Genomic DNA, 16,810 nt, shown 5'->3' on the forward strand with positions numbered 1-16,810 from the left:
AAGACCCAAACCTCTTTTGCTGGGCCACTGCGATTTCAGATCACCTGATCCCCTTCAAACCGACGAAGCTGAACAGCGCGCTCGATTCCGCACTCAAATTGCAGAGCAGGCTCAGGTGAGGTAGCGGCTTCGGTAGAGGCGGTCGCTTGCCGGCCAGGAAGCGTCATTCACCGGACGGTGCGGCCGGACATTCAAGCGGCGGAGGCAACCGGAAAGCGGCCATCGGTCCTCCCCCGTCGTGTCTGCCAGGCACCAGCCATTACTGTGGAGCTTCATCGCGCACAGCCGTTGATGGGTAGCTTTTATCGGTTTATCGCTTTGCATCGTAACGGCAGCCGCACAAGAACGTTGAGAGCGATGTCTAAGGAATGGTTACGCTGGGGTATTGGTGCCCACAGCAAGCGCATTTTTTGAACGAGAACGCAACCATACCGCACTATCAACGCTGATTTCGGATTCCCTGAAAACAAAAAGGACTCGTCCGCTTGATTTAGGCTCAGCAATACTCCAGCAGTGATTTCCTGGGGTGAGGTCCAGATAGACCCTAACTTCCTTGCCAATCAAGCTGCTGATATCAAATTTACTCATGGCGCGCCTTTTGACGTTTATTTAGGTGTTACCCAATATTCTGCTTTCTCGGGAAAAATTTTCCTCACCCCACCTCTCGGGTCTTCCTGATCCCCCAGATAACGCGGGATCAGGTGGATGTGCAAGTGCGGAACGGTCTGCCCAGCGGCAGCGCCTACATTGACGCCGATGTTAAAGCCATCGCGGGCATTGCCTTGCTGAACCGTTTTCTTGGCCTGATCCAGCAACGCCAACAGTGCCAGACGTTCGTCAGTCGTAGTGTCAAAAAAAAATTCCACGTGTCGTTTGGGGATAACAAGGCTATGACCTGGCGAGACGGGAAACCCGTCTTGAAACCATAACGCCTTGTCGTTTTCACCAAGAATTCGGTCTGGTGGAAGGGAGCAAAAAGGGCAGGTTGGATTCACGATTCACCTTTCAATGGTGGCGACCGTCTGCGCGGCTTCCCAGCATGAAACTCGTCGCGCCAATTCAGTTTTCTGATTTTTCGAAAATTGTCAGCTTCCGTTCCGCTTGTTCGGGCGGGATACTATGAATCGCCGCCGCGACCTTATCGGTGTTGTAGCCATACGCGACACTCCCGGCCTTTCCGAATAAAGCCCCAATTATGGCCTGAGCCGCTTTCTTCTCACCGAACCTGCTGGTACAGGTCGATTGGAAGTCCGATTGCTGCACTTCAAAGGAGTTGCAATCTACAACGTAGTCCACATAGGCATTTTTCCAGTACTGGAGGTCTCGCGTTGCCATAAACAGCTCCGTATCTTCGGAGGGAGGAATCTGAGGGGCCGAAGCGAAAACCCTATCGATTTCCCAATGCTTTCCGGATGGCTTTATCGTAACGTATAGGGGATTTTGAACATCGCGACTATCAAGCGCCCCCCAAACTTTCCACGAATTATTTATCTCGAGGGCTTCGCTGTCAGTCCCAGACGCGGATTCAGCCGAGAAGGCAGGGTTTGCGATCCCGGTCACGAGCAGCGCAAAAAACGCAATTCTGTATATTTGGCTCAAATTCATTGTTTGCGCCGGTAAGTTGGTCGAGATGATCAAAGACTCCGGCTTTCCTCAACGTATATTCGGGCGAGGCAACAACACGTAGAAAGTTAAAATGTGGATTTTCCCAGCGCGACGTATCGACGGCCGCTCCCGCTGCACCGGCTTTGTAAACGCCCATAGGCACAAAGACGCTGCCATACACACTAGAGCATGGGCTATATTCCTGAGTCTTCTTTGTTAAATGCCCCATGCAATTCATAACGACGGTTTTCTCATTGTAATTTCCAGCGTCGCTGTATGTATAAAACGTAGAAATCTCGAAATCGGGGGCGAATTTGGTCAAATCGCTATTGAAGACAATGCGCTCCTGTCGTTCGTTTTGAATGGACTGCCGGGCCTTCGAAATGCTGGCGATGTGAAGCGACCCATCGGCAATAGACTCTTCAACAAGAACATACGTTAAATTTCCTTTAGCGACGTCCTCTTTCAAGAGAATAGGATTTGAAAAGGTTATGGTCCGTCCGCTGGAATTGAGGTGCGTAGGAGGCGGGGTCGCGCACCCGGAAAGAATAACGGCAGATGCCAATGCCGAAAAGATATAGCCCTTCATTTTTGTTTTCTCACAATAGTCATTTGAAATCGCCCAGCGTCAGGACGCATAACCGCTAGTGAGGCAGCAGCAGGTCGGAGTCGTCTGACACCACCTAGCTAACGGTAGCAGGGAAGAAAACTTGAGTTCGGAAAGGCGCCGGGAGATTGTGGCGAGTGATTGCACGGGCGAAGGTGATGCTGACGACAGCTGCGTCTGCTCGCGCTGTTGACCTGTTCGGAGCGGCAGCTATGAGCAACTGAACAATGACAATTACCTCCGCTGACAGTGTAAGCTGGGGGCCCCTTCGAATGACGCAAGCATCCGAATAAAAGCATAGCGACATCGCTTTCAGCAGACGGGCCCGTGTTGAGGTGGCTTTATTCTTTTGCAGAATTGGACCGGACGTGACCATTCTTCCGGTTGTGGTTGTCGGCAAACTTATCGCCTATTTTTTTCACCGACTAGAGATTCGCGGTGACAGGGTCACCGAAGTGATTGACATATAGAGTTCGCGAAATCGACCAGCTGCAGCCGGCCAGGCCCGCCACCGATGAGCCCGAACGGCGGCTGTTACGCCGTCTTAGGACAGAGGACTTGCCGCCCCGTGTGACCGATATGGGTTGCCTGCGGAAGTTCGTCGTGGGACCGGCTTCGGCCATCTACGGCCGTTGGCTTGCGCTGTCACGCGGACATTCGAACGTCGTCAGCTCAAGCTACAACGGTCGCTGAGAGTGACCGCTCCTCGACTGGACCTGCACCGGGCACAACGTCGTTCAATCACGCCGCGATTTGCGTGCCCACGTTCTATCGTGCAGTAGCGGGCTGTTGGACAGCGCCCGGGCTTGGCCCCCATGCGATGATGACGCTGGGATTAATTCCCGATTGTCCTGTGGCGCGCCCCTTGGGGGTTGAAAAACATCACCCAGGGCCACGTCGTCTCCACAAATACCGATAACGCGCGATTAGCATGGCGATGAGCAGCGTATCCATTTTCAGCGAAGCAACGTGGCTAGCGCCCGAATCGTCCTCCTCCTAAACTTAGTTCCGCCAGCGGCATGAAGGACCGGACGAAGGAGGCTTTTCCATGAAGTTTCACATTCGTGAGATCGACCACGTCGTGATCAGGGCCGCCGATCTCGATGCGATGACCCGTTTTTACTGCGACGTACTTGGTTGCCGTGTGGAAAAGGATCAGGCGGACCTCGGGCTCACCCAGTTGCGCGCCGGGCGTTCGCTGATCGATCTGCTGCAGGTCGGCGGGAGGATCGATCGTCCAGAGAGCGGTGCGCCTGGCGCGGGGCGCAATATGGATCATCTGTGCCTGCGCATCGAGCCTTTCGACGCCGACGCTCTCAAAGCGCACCTCACCGCCCTCGGCGCGCGGCTAGGCGAGCAGGGGCGGCGATATGGCGCGGACGGCTACGGCCCTTCTCTGTATCTGTTCGATCCGGAGGGCAATGTGGTCGAACTGAAAGGGCCGCCCGAAGCGGCGCGCGAGACGTCGGAGTAATCGCGGCGCCCTTCGGTGCTCGGAGCGGCCGCCGGCATCGGCAAACTCTGTCAGTCCTGCCCTAAAGGTGCCGCTTGCGCACAACCAGCGCCCGGTCAACCGCCAGAGGGATGTAGACGTCGACATCTGTCGGCTCAGGTGCAGTCGCGGGCGACTCGAAGTGTCCATTCAACCGGTTGCCGGGAGGACGATTTTCCGTCACCCGCTCGCATAGCGGCAAGCATCTTGCCGCTATGCGAGCGGGTCAGCAGACGTTGCAATGCTTGCACTTTGCCCGATCGGCCTTCCCGAACTGCTTTGGCGATACGCACCTGAAGTCGTTTCACATCTGCCTCCATGTGCGACCGGTTCGCCTGATCCCACATCTGCGCAGCGCGCGAGGACGCACCAGCCCCAGTCGCTTTCGCGCTGATCGCCGTCATCTGCCTTCCCTCGTATAACGATTGGTCAAAGCTCTCTCGCCATGAATGACCGCGCGGAAGTCTGCCCGCTTTCGCGTCGGGCAATGTTTCAGCCCGTATCCCGTCCATTACAGCCGGGCGTTCGCTTTCTCCGCATTCCTTTACCCACAGCGCCGACAGCGTTCCTTGCGGTTCGCCTGCCGTTTCCGGCAGCACTATGGGCTTACCCATTCCGCATGAATTTCCGAGCGGGGCGGACCCTTCTGCTTCGCCGGAGGTGGTTATGTCCATGATGGTCCAGTATTCAGAGGCCATTCCTCACCGCATACCGCTTTGGTTCAAGCCTGTCAGCACGTTTGGCTTGTTAAAGATCACGACGTTAAACGGAAGTTCACATGTGTTGGTCGTACCCGCTCATCCCTTGCTCCTCTCCGCCTTCGTGCTGGCAGATTCCGCCTTGCCTCACGGCTCGGCGTACCGGATACCCGGCGGCTACGTTGTCCCCGGAGCTTCACACCGAGCTGTTACCGGCTCCGCATGTCCGGGTAGGGAACGGTTGATGGAACAACCGGTTTCATCAAGTCATCCCTGCTCCTGTGAAACAGAAACTCACGCGACTTGCAGGTCGCACGAATAAGTTCTTCGCAATAGCCACCCCTACGGTCGTATACTTCATCCGAACCGCCGAGCGGATTCGCGGCGAACTGCAGAAGCGCATGGCTAATATCGCCGCTGACTTGCCGTGAGCTTTGCGCGTGCGCACACCACACCAGAGCGGCATTCGCCGGATGCATCCCGCCGAAACTGGAACATAGTGCCGCTCAATGATCTCGGCGCAGATTACGTACATCATGTCCAGAAGGAGATCGAAGACATGCGTACTGAGTTCGCGCTTCCAGATGGACGCCTTGGTACGAAACCGGAGCGGCTCACGCATACGCACGTGTTTGAACATCGAGGCTACGAAATCGTGGTAAAGCCGGTGCAGAACGCATACGACGCGTGGCAGGCGAAAGTGAGTGTGCGTCATGCCGATAGCACCGTGGCCGAATTCCTTCCGGAGACGATTCAGCCGGAATGGCTTACGCAGGAGGAGGCGGTGCGCGATGGCATCGAATGGGGCACGCGTTTTGTTGATCACAAGGTGAGAGAGTCGCACAACCGGATGTAATGGAACCATCAGCCGAAAGCGAACAAAGCCCGGCAGTATCGCGAAAGACACCGCCCTGTATCAGGAGGACGGCACGCGTATTTCGGCGCGCACGTCAATCTGTGCGACAGGCGTGGCATATCGCACGCTAGGCCTGGAAGGTGAAGAGCGCTTTTTTCGGCGCGGGCCTTTATTACGGCGCCGGCGCGAGTGAGGCTGCGCTGATCCATGGCGAAGACGTCTATGTGGTGGGCGGCGGCAATTCGGCGGGACAGGCCGCCATGCATTTTTCGCAGTCCGCCAACCGCGTCTATATGCTCGTGCGCGACCCATCGCTTAGAACACGTTGTCCCAATACCTGGTAGATCGCATCACGTCGGCGCCGAACATTGAAAAGTGCACGTGCACCGAAGTTACCGCGCTCGCAGGCAGTGATGTGTTGCAGGAAATCACGCTGACGGATGTTCACACCGGCCGGCAATGCAGGGTCATGACGAGTTGGCTATTCGTCTGCATTGGCGGCGTGCCGCAGACCGGATGGGCGCAGGAGGTTGGCATTGTCCGCGATGAAGGCGGCTATCTCGTGACCGGTCCCGACCTGCAGGAATATCGGGCGAACCTGAAATGGCCGCTCGAACGCGCGCCGCTACATCTGGAGACCTGCGTACCTGGCGTATTCGCAGCGGGCGACGTGCGTCACGGGTCGATCAAGCGTGTGGCGTCGGCAGTCGGCGAGGGGGGCAATGGCTGTGGCGCTGGTGCATCGCTATCTGAATAGCGCGTGAGGGTAAGCGCTGCCTTGATGCGCGCACCTGTCCGAGGAGTACGATCACGACCCCTGGTTGCACGCACCTAGGCGAGGCCCACATTCTCCACACGCCCATCGACTATTGCGAGGACTGCGTGAAGCTTGTCCAACCCTGGGTACATTTGAGGCTTTGTCTTTCGTGCGGACACGTCGGCTGTTGCGATTCGTCGCCCCACCGGCATGCAAGCAAGCATTTTTACGCGACCGGCCATCCACTGGTGCGTTCAATCGAACCTGGCGAAACGTGGATCTGCTGCTATCGCGACGAGATCGTCGTAGGTGAACTTGAATCGTGACAGCACGCCGCCCGCACGTGCGGGCGACGCCGCGTTCAATCATGCCAGCGTCACGTATGCGCCGGTTCTTGCTTCGACGCCTCGCTGGGCGCTTCTGTGGGCGCTGCTCCCTTCTGCACCCGCACAGAGTGCGTACCCGAATCGTAGGTCATTGTGACCTTGTCGCCGTCGCGAACGTCGCCCCGCAGCAGCGCATCGGCGAGCTGGGATTCCACTTCCGCCCGGATCTTGCGCTTGAGCATCCGTGCGCCGAACTCGGGGTCATAGCCGATCTCCGCGAGATGATTGCGCAGCGAATCGTCGAATGACAACTCAATGTTTTGCCCGACTGCGGTGCGCTGCACGCGCGCGAGTTGCAGATCGACGATGCTGCGGATCTGCTCCTTGCCGAGCGCACGGAACACGACGACTTCTTCGACCCGGTTCAGGAACTCGGGCCTGAAGTGATGCCGCAGCACTTCCATCAGACGGTCGCGCAGCGCGGGATAGTCGAGCTGCTTCTTGTCGGAGCGCAAGTTGTCCTGGATCATCTGCGAGCCGATATTACTCGTCGCAATGACAATCGCGTTCGTGAAATCGACAAGACGTCCCTTGCCGTCGGTGAGACGGCCTTCGTCGAAGAGCTGCAGCAGGATGTTGTGCACCTCCGAATGCGCCTTCTCGATCTCGTCGAGCAACACCACGCTATACGGGCGGCGCCGCACCCGCTCAGTCAACTGTCCGCCTTCCTCATAGCCGACATAGCCGGGAGGGGCGCCCACCAGCCGCGCCACGGTATGCCGCTCGGAGTACTCGCTCATGTCGATCCGCACCAGCGCGTTGTCGTCGCCGAACACTGAGGCGGCGAGCGCTTTGGCGAGTTCGGTCTTGCCCACGCCAGTCGGTCCGAGAAAAAGGAAGCTCGCGGTCGGCTTGCCGCCTTCGGTGAGACCGGCGCGTGAGAGTCGGACCGCCTTCGCGACGGCGCGGACCGCCTCGTCTTGTCCGACCACGCGTTCCTTCAGGCGGTCTTCGAGACGCAGCAGCTTCTCGCGGTCCTCGGCGGTGAGTTCGGACACCGGCACGCCGGTGAGCGACGCTACGACCTGCGCGATGTCCTCCGCCGTCACCTCTTGCGAACTGGTGCCGCGTTCCTTCTTCCACGCTTCGGTCGCATCGTTGAGGCGCTTCTGTTCGGAGACGAGCTTGTCTTCCAGTTCCTTTGCCTTGTCGAACTGCTTGGCGGCGCTTGCCGCGTCCTGTTCCTGACGCGCGCGGCGGATGGTCGCCTCGATGTCGTGCAGTTGCGTCGGCCGGGAATTCGACGAGATGCGCACGCGAGCGGCCGCCTGGTCGAGCAGGTCGATGGCCTTGTCCGGCAGGAAGCGCGCGGCGATATAGCGGTCCGAAAGCTTGGCCGCGGCCGAGATGGCCTCTTCGGTGATCTTCACCTTGTGATGTGCTTCAAGGCGGTCGCGCAGTCCGCGCAGGATTTCGATGGTTTCCGCGACGCTCGGCTCGGGGACGTTCACCGGCTGGAAGCGCCGTTCGAGCGCCGAGTCCTTCTCGATGTACTTTTGGTATTCGTTGAACGTCGTGGCGCCCACTAGATGCAGCTCGCCGCGCGCGAGCGCCGGCTTGAACACGTTGCCGATGTCGAGCCCGCCTTCGCCGCCGCCCTGGCCAGCACCCACGATCGTATGCAGTTCATCGATGAAGACGATCAGCCGGTCCTGGTTCTCGACGATCTCATCGAGCACCTGCTTCACGCGCTCTTCGAACTCGCCACGATACTTTGCCCCCGCGACCGCGCTGTTGATATTTAATTCGACGACGCGCTTGCCGCGCAGCACTTCTGACACCTGGTCCTGGGCGATGCGCTGCGCGAGTCCTTCGACGATTGCCGTCTTGCCGACGCCCGGTTCGCCGATCAGCACCGGGTTGTTCTTGCGCCGACGCGCAAGGACTTCGATAGTCGTTTCGATTTCCTTGTCGCGGCCGATCACCGGATCGAGCTTACCGCGCCGCGCGAGAGCGCTGAGATCGCGCGCGTACTTGTCGAGCGTCGGCGTGGTGGAGCGGCCCTCGACGGTGCCTTCCTCGGCTCCTTTGCCGACCACCTTGACCGTCTTCTGACGGAGCGCATGCGACGATAGCCCGTACTTGCGCAGCAGCTCGCCCGCGGAGCCGTCTTCCTCTTCCACGAGCCCGATCAGGATATGCTCGGGTCCGACATAGCTGTGGCCGAGTTCGCGCGACGCGGTGAGCGCGTTCTCCAGCGCGCTCTTCGCGCGCGGCGATACGCCGATGCGTTCCCCGTCCGTCTTTTCGGCGCGGGTGCCGCGCGGTGCGTTCCGGTCGACGTCCTTCTTGATCTCTTCGGGATCGAGCTTAAATTCCCGCAGGATCTCCTGTACCACGTTGTTATCGGCGAGTGCGAGCAGGAGGTGCTCGGTATCGACTTCGGACTTGCCGAACTCGACCGCCTTTTGTGCGGCCGCCTGCAAGCGGTCCAGGCCGCTCTCGCTCAGGAAAGTCTGAAGGTCGACGGCTTCGCGCGCACGGCGATGCCGACGCGGCCGGCCGCCGGGCCGGCGCTCGCGTTCGTCCCCGCCGCCGCCCCCTTCCCCCGCGCTCGCGCGCGTCTCCTCCGCCTGACCGAGAGGTTGCCAGCCGCTGCGCCTGCCCTCGAGCGGCGACCACATGTCGTCGAAGAGACTTTCGAAAAGGCCGCCGTGAAACAGCGATTCGAGTGGCGAGAGGCTACGTTGGTTGCGCGCCACGAACTGCACATAGTGCTCGTCGCACAGCGTCAAGTGACGGCGCTGGCCGTTCTCGGTGATCGTGATCTGGGAGGTCGCCGGTTTTCCGCAAATGCTGCAGTTGGCCATGATGTTCTCCGTTGGGTGGGCAGGGGATTGTTGAAGGCGAGGGATCGTGCGAAGTAGTGAGGCGATGCGCCGCGGCGGATGCCCTCCGCGCTTTGCGTCCGGTGGGACATGCCCCGTTTCGGTTTCACGGTGCCGCGCGTGCGTTCTGCGGCGCACGACGAATCCGCCGGACGACGCGGCGCCCGCGTAGTCCGCAGGCGCCCCGCCACGTTCCAAGAGCCGCGCGCGCTGGAACGCACCGGCATGGTCGAGGGACGGCTGCACGGTGGCCTCATCGGTGTCGAAGCGCGCGGCGATTTCGCTGGCCGGTAGGGCATCGACACCAGCGAGCAGCATGGAGCGCCGCCACGCATGCAGTAACCAATCTGATTCGCCGATATCGTCGGGAGTCTCGGCCGCAAGCGTCGTGCTCGGCAGCGCGAACCGCAGCTCACGCGATAGTTGTCGGCTATGCGCCTCGTATCCTTCTCGGCACGCGCGCACAGCATGACGAGACCCGTCGCGAAGTACTGCAAGTGCCGCTCGACATGAAGCGCGTCCAGCCCCGCGGTCTTGTCTTCGACGGCCTCATGCGGGATATTGTCGAGGCGATGGAATCTGACGAGCTGTTTCACGATGTCGCCGTGCGCATCACGCTATTTGATCTCGAGGCGCCGCTTCGCCGCGGGTTCATTGGCCGCCTTGGGCATCCGCACGGTGAGCACGCCGTTCTCGAAATTCGCTTCGGCGCGTTCGAGATCGACGCCGGATGGAAGCGGAATCGCGCGCTGGAACTGTCCGAACGCCCGCTCCACCCGGTAGCAGCCCTTCTCGTCGTTCTTCGATTCGATGCGCTTCTCGCCGGTCAGCACCAGCATGTCCTCGACGACTTCGAGCTCCACGTCCTCGCGCGACAGTCCTGGCAACTCGGCAACGATGCGAAGCGCGTCGCCGTCGTCGATCACGTCGAGGCGCGGCTGAAAGCGGCTAGGACTGAAGTCGCCGAACCAGTTGCCCAGCGGTCCCATCCCGCCGAACGGATCGCGTATCAGGTCGGTGAGAAGATGCAGGGGATCGGGCAGCGGCCATCGCGCCGTATCGAACGATGCCGGCCATGCGGACGCGGCCGCATCCGAGGTCAACGGTCCTGGGGCCTGCTGTGAGACCGCGGGCGCGGCGTTCAGCTTTGCGCTCGCGCCCTTTTCCTCGGGGCTCTTGCGCAGGAAACGGAAGGGGTTCCACCTATCGAGGTCCAATAGCATCGCTAGCTCCTTGTTCCGATGAACCGCCAGAGCGGCCCGAATCTTCGGTAACTCGTGCCGCCGTGTTCGCGGCCGTTGTCAACCCTTGACATATTCGAACTCCGGAAGCTTTTTTAACGCGTCCTTGTTTGCGCCGGCCAGGATTGCCTTCGGCGCTATCTGCTTGAACTGCTGAATGGGGATGGCGACCGGGTGCGCCGCCACCCCGAGAAAGCCGCCGACGTCGATAATCGCGGCCGAGAGCGAGCCATCGGGCGCGACAATCAGGTCGTCGACGCGGCCGATCTTTTCGTTCTTTTCGTTGTAGACATCGGTGTGAATCATCTTCGATGCGCGCCACCCCGTTGCGACGAGTCGCGCTTCGGTGACGGTCACGCCGAGCGTCACCTTTCCGGCGATGGGCGCATCCTGCGCGGTCGCGCCGTTGGCCACAAAGCCACCAGCGGATAGCGCAAGCAAGAGTGTCGACAGCCTTGCGACCGCTAAGAGTTTAGTCTTCATGGCGTTCTCCAGAATGCGCAACGGAATACGTGGGCGCCGGGCGCAGGACGCTCACGAGTGCAGCGGTGTGTTTTGCTGGTCGCGAAGGACGGCGCTGCGCCAGTTCCGTGCGACGAGGCCGAGGACGAGCAGAAGTGCGCCGGTCACGATCGCATAGGTTCCTATCATCCACACGAGGGCGAGCGCTCCAGCACCCGGGACGATCAGCACGAAGATGCCGAACAGCACCGACAGGATGCCGATGAAGAACAGCAGCCACTCCGTCCGGCCGCGCCTCTTCAGCCGAACCCCGGCGATGAGATCGAGCACTCCGGTGACGATGGCGTTCGCGCCCATCACGGCGATCAGTACAAGCGCCGTGATGCCCGGCGCCGCGACGGCGATCAGGCCCGCAGCGATCGTGCACAGGCCGAGCAGCAATGGGATCCACCAATCGGTGCGGATCGAACGATGTCGTATGGCCGCGCTGACCGCCGCGATGCCTCCGATGAGTGCATACGCCGCGAACATCCCGACGAGAAGCAGCAGCGTGAGGCCAGGCCAGAAGAGCGCGAGGAGACCGAACAGGATTCCCGCGGCGCCGCGCAGCGCGAGCATCCACCATGCGCGTCCGAGCAGTTCGTCCATCTTTGGCTCCTCGGTCGGATCGCCGGCATCCGGCTGATACAGCGCGCCATTTCTATGCGGCTCATATAGTCAAGCCTACATCCGCGAGGCGCGCGCTTCTTTCGAGTTCCTGCTCAAAGGTGTCGGATTTCTGTGCTTGTTGGTCACTCACCGATCCAGTCGCAAGCGCATCACCGGATCGTCGGGCGGTGATGCGCAAGGCGGAAAGCGCGGGGCGTGCAGCCCGCATATCGATGAAACACTTCGGTGAAATGCTGCTGCGTCTGAAAGCCCGCGCGTGCCGCGATATCGATCAGTGGGAGGCTCCCTTCCGAAAGCATCGACTGCGCTAATCTCAACCTTTCGGTTATCAGGTATAAGTGCGGCGGATGCCCCGTCGCGTTCTTGAAAGCCCGTGCGAAATGCGACGGGCTCATATGCAGGAGCGCTGCGAGGTGCTCGATGTGGATGTTCTCCGCGATGTGCTCGTGTATGAAGTGTTCCACGACGCTGAGCTTTGGCTGGGTGAGACTCGTACCCGCTTCGCGCGTATCGGCGTCGTGTCCGTACCGGCGCGCGAGATGAAGTGCGAATACATCTGCGAACGCGGCGAGGCACAAAGGGTCCGGGCTCCTGCCGACGTGCAACGCGGTAAGCGTGTCGGCCGCTTCACGTAGGAAAGGGTCCCACGCTTTGAACCAGCACGGGATATCGCACGTCGTGGTGCCGAGCGCCCTTCGAGCGGTTTCCCTCAGCTTGGCCGAACTGAGCGCGACAACAAGGCCGCACCGATCGCCGGCATTGTCGAGCTCGATGCGAGCCCACGCTGGCACGACCGCGATGAACGGCGCACTGACGCTTATATGCCGAGAGGGGCGCGCGCTGCCGCCGACGGCGCTCGCGTGCACGGTGGTTCGGTCCGCCGGGATGACACACAAGATCCATTGCGCCGACTGTACGGCACAGTCCGTGCAGGACGCGCCGATCGAGTGGCAGGGACTTGTTACGGTTCTTCGTGCGCCTGGTCTGGTCGACTTCGCCGCTGCGGTTGCGCACACGCTGGTTGGTAAAGTCCTTCGCTTGCGGTGCCTTGCTGGCGATGAGTTCCTTCTGACTAACATAAGCACTGTCACCGTACACGCGCTGCTCCGCTCCGTGCAGCAGCTCAGGCAACGGGTGCTTGTCGTGCACGTTGGCCGCCGTCACCACTGCGCTGTGCGCCAGCCCCGTCTGGCTGTCCACACCGATGTGGATCTTCATGCCGAAGTACCACTGCTGGCCCTTCCTCGTCTGGTGCATTTCCGGGTCTCTCGCGCCTTGTCAGCGTTCTTCGTGGAACTGGGCGCACCGATGATGGTGGCATCCACGATGGTGCCGGTGCCAACCTTCAGGCCACGCCCTTGCAGTACCTCGCCGACCTTGGCAAACAACTGCTCGCCAAGCTCGTTGCGCTCCAGCAGTCTGCGGAACTTCAACAGCGTCGTGCCATCGGGAACCCGCTCGCGCCCCAGGTCAATCCCAACGAATCGCCGCAATGCGGTGCTGTCCAGCAGCGCTTCCTCGCAGGCCTCATCCGCCAGGTTGAACCAATTCTGCACAAAGTACATGCGCAGCATGCGCTCCAGGACGAACTGGCGGTCGTCCGCCTTGACCCTTCGGATAGTGCGGCTCGACAACCTCGCACAACTGTGTCCACGGCACGATCTGCTCCATCGTCTCAAGGAACACATCACGTTTGGTTGGCCGACGGTACTGTTCAAATCCAGCGCCTTGATCGGCCGCAATCGCAAGGGTCTGTTGTTTCATCCGCATTTAACGATTCACCGCCCAACGGCGTTGACCTTTTTCAGCGTAGCCTTATATTCATGTGGACACGCTGCATTATCGCCGGCGAAATGCAGCTCCGGCCGGGGCCCAGTTCATAATTAGCCACATAAAGAGAATGTAGGTGAATCAGACGCGCTCTTCGCGATCCCGCGCGGCGCGCTCGGCGATCGCGGCATCGACGGGATCGTCGCGCTGCCGCATCAGCCAGTAGACGCTGCCAAGCGCAACCAGCGCGGCCGCGAACGCGGCGATGTGAGCCGGGTCCGTGGCTGGATCGAGGATGATGAACTTGCGCGCTATCGCGAGCATCGCCACGAGGATCACTGTCTTGACTTGCACGATGTGATCGCGCCTTAACATGACGCGGGTAATCGAGTGCTTGAATTCCATCGCGATCAACAGCGTCATCAAGAACAACACCATCCATATGGCCGGTAACATCTACCTTCCGGAAGGCTTCAAAAAACAAAGAAGTACCCGGCCATCGTAGTTGTGCATCCCGGTGGCGGAGTAAAGAGCAGACAGCAGGCTTATATGCGCAGCGGCTCGCCGAACAAGGGTTCGTCACCTTAGCCTTTGATGCATCCCATCAGGGGGCCAGCGGGGGCATGCCCCGCTTGCTCGACGATCCGATGCGTCGGGTTGGCGATATTTACAGCGCCGTGGATTACGTGACTACGCTTGGTTATGTGGACCCGAGCCGCATCGGCGCCCTCGGAATTTGCGCCGGCAGCGGAGCGGCGATCATGGCTGCATCCACTGACCGCCGAATCACGGCATTTGCCACGGTAAGCGCAGTGGATGTCGGGGCCGCAGTCCGTAAAGGTTGGGAGGGTAATGCCGACGACCGCCGAGCAAATCACCATGCTGGACACGGTCGCCAAGCAGCGTACGGCCGAAGCCGCTGGCGCAGCACCGGTGTACGCCCCTTACGTCCCGAACGTTGGCGACAAGACAGCGCCACGCGATTTGCAGGAGGCCGCCGACTACTACTTGACGCCGCGTGGCCAGCATCCCAATGCCCCGAACAAAATGTTGATTTCCAGCCTCAGCTACATGGTGTCATTCACTGGCTTCGATCAGGTCGACAAGCTCACGCAGCCGCTCATGATCGTTGCCGGCAGCAAGGCTGGCTCGCTGTGGCATAGCCATGAGTTGGACGCCAAAGCGGCGTCGAACTCGAAAGAGCTATTTATCATCGACGGAGCGACGCACATGGACCTTTACGATGGAGAAGGCTCCATTACGGCGATGACGAAGATTGTCGCCGTTCTTCCTGCGCACCGTTTGAGGTTCCAGTCCGCATAGCCATCATCGGCGGCAGCGGACATGTGGGCACCTATCTCATTTCCCGGCTGGTCGAGGCAGGTCACCCAAGGCAGGTATCGGATCCTTGCGGGGAGGCCGAACCGTCCGGCGGGGAAAGCTTTCGTGTGGCGTCCCCCGCCGCGATCACGCTACGCGGCTATGCCGAGACGGCAGGCAGCGGCCGGGGCGCCCCAGAGCACATGGCGTGGCGTGGTAGCGCGCTCGAATGCCTGCGCCAATCGCAGAACTCTGGGTCATGCCCACCGAGCAGGCCTGAAGGTCAGACGACGTCCCTTCTCGGAGAAGCGCGCCCCCGTCGAGCGGGCTGTCCGCAAACCGTTGCCGCCATCATAAATTGAATGTCCGCTTTGCCGAAAGTTGGATGTCCCTTCGGGGTCGACATGTGCCGGTCGTCGTTCGTCCCGGTGCGGCCATGACCCGACGTTCGCCCTCGCCATCACTTGGACGTTCAGGCATCGACTCTATCCGGGAAACGGCCGTTCAATTCACGCCATCGAACATTGCTTGATCGGCGATGGATCCGACGCTCGTTGATCAGCCGCTGCGCAGCAGCTGAAGCACCGATACCTGTCACTCGCGCATGGGACGATCTAGATTCCAAGCGCCGATCCCTACGGCGGCAAGCTGAAGTCTCGCGGCGGTTGCTCCGTTCTTTGTATCCCGCAGCTATTGGAAAACAAATTCTCGGGGTAACGACTCGCTAATAAGCGCGGCTTCGGAACGATCGAAAACTTTGTCTTCTGCTCGATCTTTTTGCCATATCACAACGTCGTCGCGAGCCGTTTCACCCGTAAATGGCTGGAAACCTTTGTCTAATCCAAAAACGACATAGTCACATCGCATATATCGATGGTGGCAGAAATCACGAAATGCGTTATCGGGCGCAACCGTCAGTCTTAGCTTTCGAATGCCAGCATCCCGCAGACGATCGTACAGTTGCGACTCGAACGCGCCAATCTGAGCGGGCGAAACGTCGTGGTTTCCGATAAACAAATCAAGAGCCACTCGCCTATCACACCTACGACGCGAAAACTCTTCGAGAGCTCGCCATATACCCGAAACCGTTCCTTCGGCTAGGGCACGAATATGGTCCTTCAGCGCGTAGCGATCCACCAGAGTCGCGTTATCGCAAGCCAGTACCCATGATCCGAAGCGCCGCTTCCATTCAGCTGCGCAATCGCTTCCGGCAATTAGGCTTTCGGTAGTTTTGAGACGTGACGCTGCAACGCCTTCTGACTCACCGAAGGCGTGAAAGCGGCAGATCTCAAGCCCTGGTAGACCTGGTAATCGTGCGCTCAGGGCCTCATCTGGCAGATTGCCGAGCAGCGTGGCGCGTGTTGTCTCTAACAGCAGCAACTCTATCTCGTCGATCAGTTTCGCACATGCAGCTTCATCGATCACGCCGTCCCAGTCAACCCCACAAGGCCGGCGTTTGTTCTGCCGAAAGGCCTCCTTCCAAAGCTGCCGGAGAGCTACCGGCAAGCCTTCGATCGAGGTCATCAGCGACGACTCGGTTAGCTTTGACCCCGGATGTACAAGCGCCCCGTACCTTCTCCAAATTCTAATGATTGCTTTATGAACGCCCACAGTAAAAGAAAGGTCCGGATGCTGGTGCGGTAATGGCATCCGGATCGATTGCAAACGAAAGCGGCATTATTCTGTCTCAAGAGAACATCTCACGGAAACCTTCTTCGAAGAAACCTCCGGGCCATTCGTCAATGAAGTTCCCTTCTTCATCTAATTCCAGTTGCAACACCTCGCTTCCATTCTTGCCGATCGGATTAACGTACAAAACAGAGACGTCGCGACTGTGGATATTGCGCCTTCCTTGAAGCGGTTCATCGCGCGATCGAGCGCCTGGCCCGATGCATCGACTGCGCTTTGCTGGCTTTGCGCCTCCTGGCTCAGAACGCGTGCCGCGGACAGCCCGTCTTCGACTTGCTGAAATGCCGTCAGGACAGTCTGGCGATAGTCGGCCACTGCTATGTCGTATTGCGCGTTGGCGCCGCGCAGGTTGGCCTCATGTTGGCCGCCGTCGAACACGGTTCCCACGATCGACGGTCCGAGTGACCAGAAGAGGCTCGATGCGGTCATC

General features: G+C 59.9%; 19 protein-coding genes and 3 pseudogenes. 7 read left to right on the forward strand and 15 right to left on the reverse strand.

The annotated features are described in order from the left end of the window. Nucleotides 1-372 precede the first annotated feature (372 nt). The 4 genes from HV670_RS27425 to HV670_RS27440 all read right to left on the reverse strand — a co-directional run bounded on the left by HV670_RS27425 (nt 373) and on the right by HV670_RS27440 (nt 2,194). Entirely contained in the window at nt 373-588 is a 216-nt protein-coding gene (locus HV670_RS27425; protein WP_175108129.1) for a hypothetical protein, read from the reverse strand. 17 nt (nt 589-605) lie between these two features. Further along, nucleotides 606-995, reverse strand: coding sequence for an HIT family protein (locus HV670_RS27430; RefSeq protein WP_246258004.1), 390 nt, complete (start codon nt 993-995; stop codon nt 606-608). A gap of 64 nt (nt 996-1,059) precedes the next feature. After that, nucleotides 1,060-1,335, reverse strand: a complete 276-nt coding sequence (locus HV670_RS27435) for a hypothetical protein (protein WP_175108130.1) — start codon at nt 1,333-1,335, stop codon at nt 1,060-1,062. Between the two features lie 190 nt (nt 1,336-1,525). Continuing rightward, the gene (locus tag HV670_RS27440) at nt 1,526-2,194 is read right to left on the reverse strand and encodes a hypothetical protein (protein WP_175108131.1); all 669 of its coding nucleotides are present in this window, start codon (nt 2,192-2,194) and stop codon (nt 1,526-1,528) included. Between the two features lie 1,066 nt (nt 2,195-3,260). On the opposite strand from HV670_RS27440, the gene HV670_RS27445 reads away from it, so the two are divergent. Beyond that, nucleotides 3,261-3,686 carry a VOC family protein gene (locus HV670_RS27445; protein ID WP_175108132.1) on the forward strand — a complete coding sequence of 142 codons (426 nt, stop codon included), beginning with the start codon at nt 3,261-3,263 and terminating at the stop codon, nt 3,684-3,686. Between the two features lie 134 nt (nt 3,687-3,820). On the opposite strand, the gene HV670_RS31415 is transcribed toward HV670_RS27445, so the two are convergent. Beyond that, nucleotides 3,821-4,378 carry a reverse transcriptase N-terminal domain-containing protein gene (locus tag HV670_RS31415; protein WP_246258006.1) on the reverse strand — a complete coding sequence of 186 codons (558 nt, stop codon included), beginning with the start codon at nt 4,376-4,378 and terminating at the stop codon, nt 3,821-3,823. 451 nt (nt 4,379-4,829) lie between these two features. On the opposite strand from HV670_RS31415, the gene HV670_RS31420 reads away from it, so the two are divergent. From HV670_RS31420 to HV670_RS27470, 4 genes are all read left to right on the forward strand, one after another. Further along, the gene (locus HV670_RS31420; protein ID WP_246258008.1) at nt 4,830-5,258 is read left to right on the forward strand and encodes a DUF6566 family protein; all 429 of its coding nucleotides are present in this window, start codon (nt 4,830-4,832) and stop codon (nt 5,256-5,258) included. Nucleotides 5,259-5,398: 140 nt separating this feature from the next. Then, a complete protein-coding gene (locus tag HV670_RS31425) occupies nt 5,399-5,602 on the forward strand; it encodes an NAD(P)-binding domain-containing protein (protein WP_246258010.1) in 204 nt (67 codons plus the stop codon). After that, complete coding sequence (locus HV670_RS31430; protein ID WP_246258012.1) at nt 5,584-6,015, forward strand: NAD(P)/FAD-dependent oxidoreductase; 432 nt, start codon at nt 5,584-5,586, stop codon at nt 6,013-6,015. The genes HV670_RS31425 and HV670_RS31430 overlap by 19 nt, the downstream gene beginning before the upstream one ends. A gap of 125 nt (nt 6,016-6,140) precedes the next feature. Continuing rightward, nucleotides 6,141-6,341: a UBP-type zinc finger domain-containing protein gene (locus HV670_RS27470; protein WP_425511475.1), complete on the forward strand. Its 201-nt coding sequence runs from the start codon at nt 6,141-6,143 to the stop codon at nt 6,339-6,341. Between the two features lie 50 nt (nt 6,342-6,391). Here the strand turns inward: HV670_RS27470 and HV670_RS27475 are convergent, their stop codons facing one another. From HV670_RS27475 to HV670_RS27505, 7 genes and pseudogenes are all read right to left on the reverse strand, one after another. Beyond that, the gene (locus tag HV670_RS27475; RefSeq protein WP_175108142.1) at nt 6,392-9,211 is read right to left on the reverse strand and encodes an ATP-dependent Clp protease ATP-binding subunit; all 2,820 of its coding nucleotides are present in this window, start codon (nt 9,209-9,211) and stop codon (nt 6,392-6,394) included. A 635-nt stretch (nt 9,212-9,846) separates the two neighbouring features. Next, nucleotides 9,847-10,452 (reverse strand): Hsp20/alpha crystallin family protein, encoded by a 606-nt coding sequence (locus tag HV670_RS27480; RefSeq protein ID WP_175108133.1) that lies wholly within the window; start codon nt 10,450-10,452, stop codon nt 9,847-9,849. A gap of 78 nt (nt 10,453-10,530) precedes the next feature. Then, nucleotides 10,531-10,953, reverse strand: coding sequence for a PRC-barrel domain-containing protein (locus HV670_RS27485; RefSeq protein ID WP_175108134.1), 423 nt, complete (start codon nt 10,951-10,953; stop codon nt 10,531-10,533). Between the two features lie 51 nt (nt 10,954-11,004). Continuing rightward, nucleotides 11,005-11,580, reverse strand: a complete 576-nt coding sequence (locus HV670_RS27490; RefSeq protein ID WP_175108135.1) for an HdeD family acid-resistance protein — start codon at nt 11,578-11,580, stop codon at nt 11,005-11,007. A gap of 170 nt (nt 11,581-11,750) precedes the next feature. Next, nucleotides 11,751-12,467: a helix-turn-helix domain-containing protein gene (locus HV670_RS27495; RefSeq protein ID WP_246258015.1), complete on the reverse strand. Its 717-nt coding sequence runs from the start codon at nt 12,465-12,467 to the stop codon at nt 11,751-11,753. A gap of 88 nt (nt 12,468-12,555) precedes the next feature. Continuing rightward, nucleotides 12,556-13,365: pseudogene (locus tag HV670_RS27500) on the reverse strand (IS5 family transposase); the annotation flags it as partial. A 147-nt stretch (nt 13,366-13,512) separates the two neighbouring features. Next, nucleotides 13,513-13,797: pseudogene (locus tag HV670_RS27505) on the reverse strand (phosphate-starvation-inducible PsiE family protein); the annotation flags it as partial. Nucleotides 13,798-13,811: 14 nt separating this feature from the next. Here HV670_RS27505 and HV670_RS32420 point away from each other — a divergent pair. Together HV670_RS32420 and HV670_RS31435 are read left to right on the forward strand one after the other, a co-directional pair. Further along, nucleotides 13,812-14,108: pseudogene (locus HV670_RS32420) on the forward strand (alpha/beta hydrolase); the annotation flags it as partial. 115 nt (nt 14,109-14,223) lie between these two features. Further along, nucleotides 14,224-14,694 (forward strand): alpha/beta hydrolase, encoded by a 471-nt coding sequence (locus tag HV670_RS31435; protein WP_246258016.1) that lies wholly within the window; start codon nt 14,224-14,226, stop codon nt 14,692-14,694. A gap of 687 nt (nt 14,695-15,381) precedes the next feature. Here HV670_RS31435 and HV670_RS27515 read toward each other — a convergent pair. From HV670_RS27515 to HV670_RS27520, 3 genes are all read right to left on the reverse strand, one after another. After that, nucleotides 15,382-16,215, reverse strand: coding sequence for a hypothetical protein (locus HV670_RS27515; RefSeq protein ID WP_175108137.1), 834 nt, complete (start codon nt 16,213-16,215; stop codon nt 15,382-15,384). Between the two features lie 163 nt (nt 16,216-16,378). Beyond that, complete coding sequence (locus HV670_RS32425) at nt 16,379-16,471, reverse strand: DUF3696 domain-containing protein (RefSeq protein ID WP_425511476.1); 93 nt, start codon at nt 16,469-16,471, stop codon at nt 16,379-16,381. Then, nucleotides 16,453-16,810 (reverse strand): TolC family protein (locus HV670_RS27520; protein ID WP_175108138.1); only part of this gene is annotated, 358 nt, incomplete at its 5' end. The genes HV670_RS32425 and HV670_RS27520, both read right to left, overlap by 19 nt.

The sequence above is a fragment of the Pararobbsia alpina genome (assembly GCF_902859895.1).
Classification (GTDB): Bacteria; Pseudomonadota; Gammaproteobacteria; order Burkholderiales; family Burkholderiaceae; genus Pararobbsia; species Pararobbsia alpina.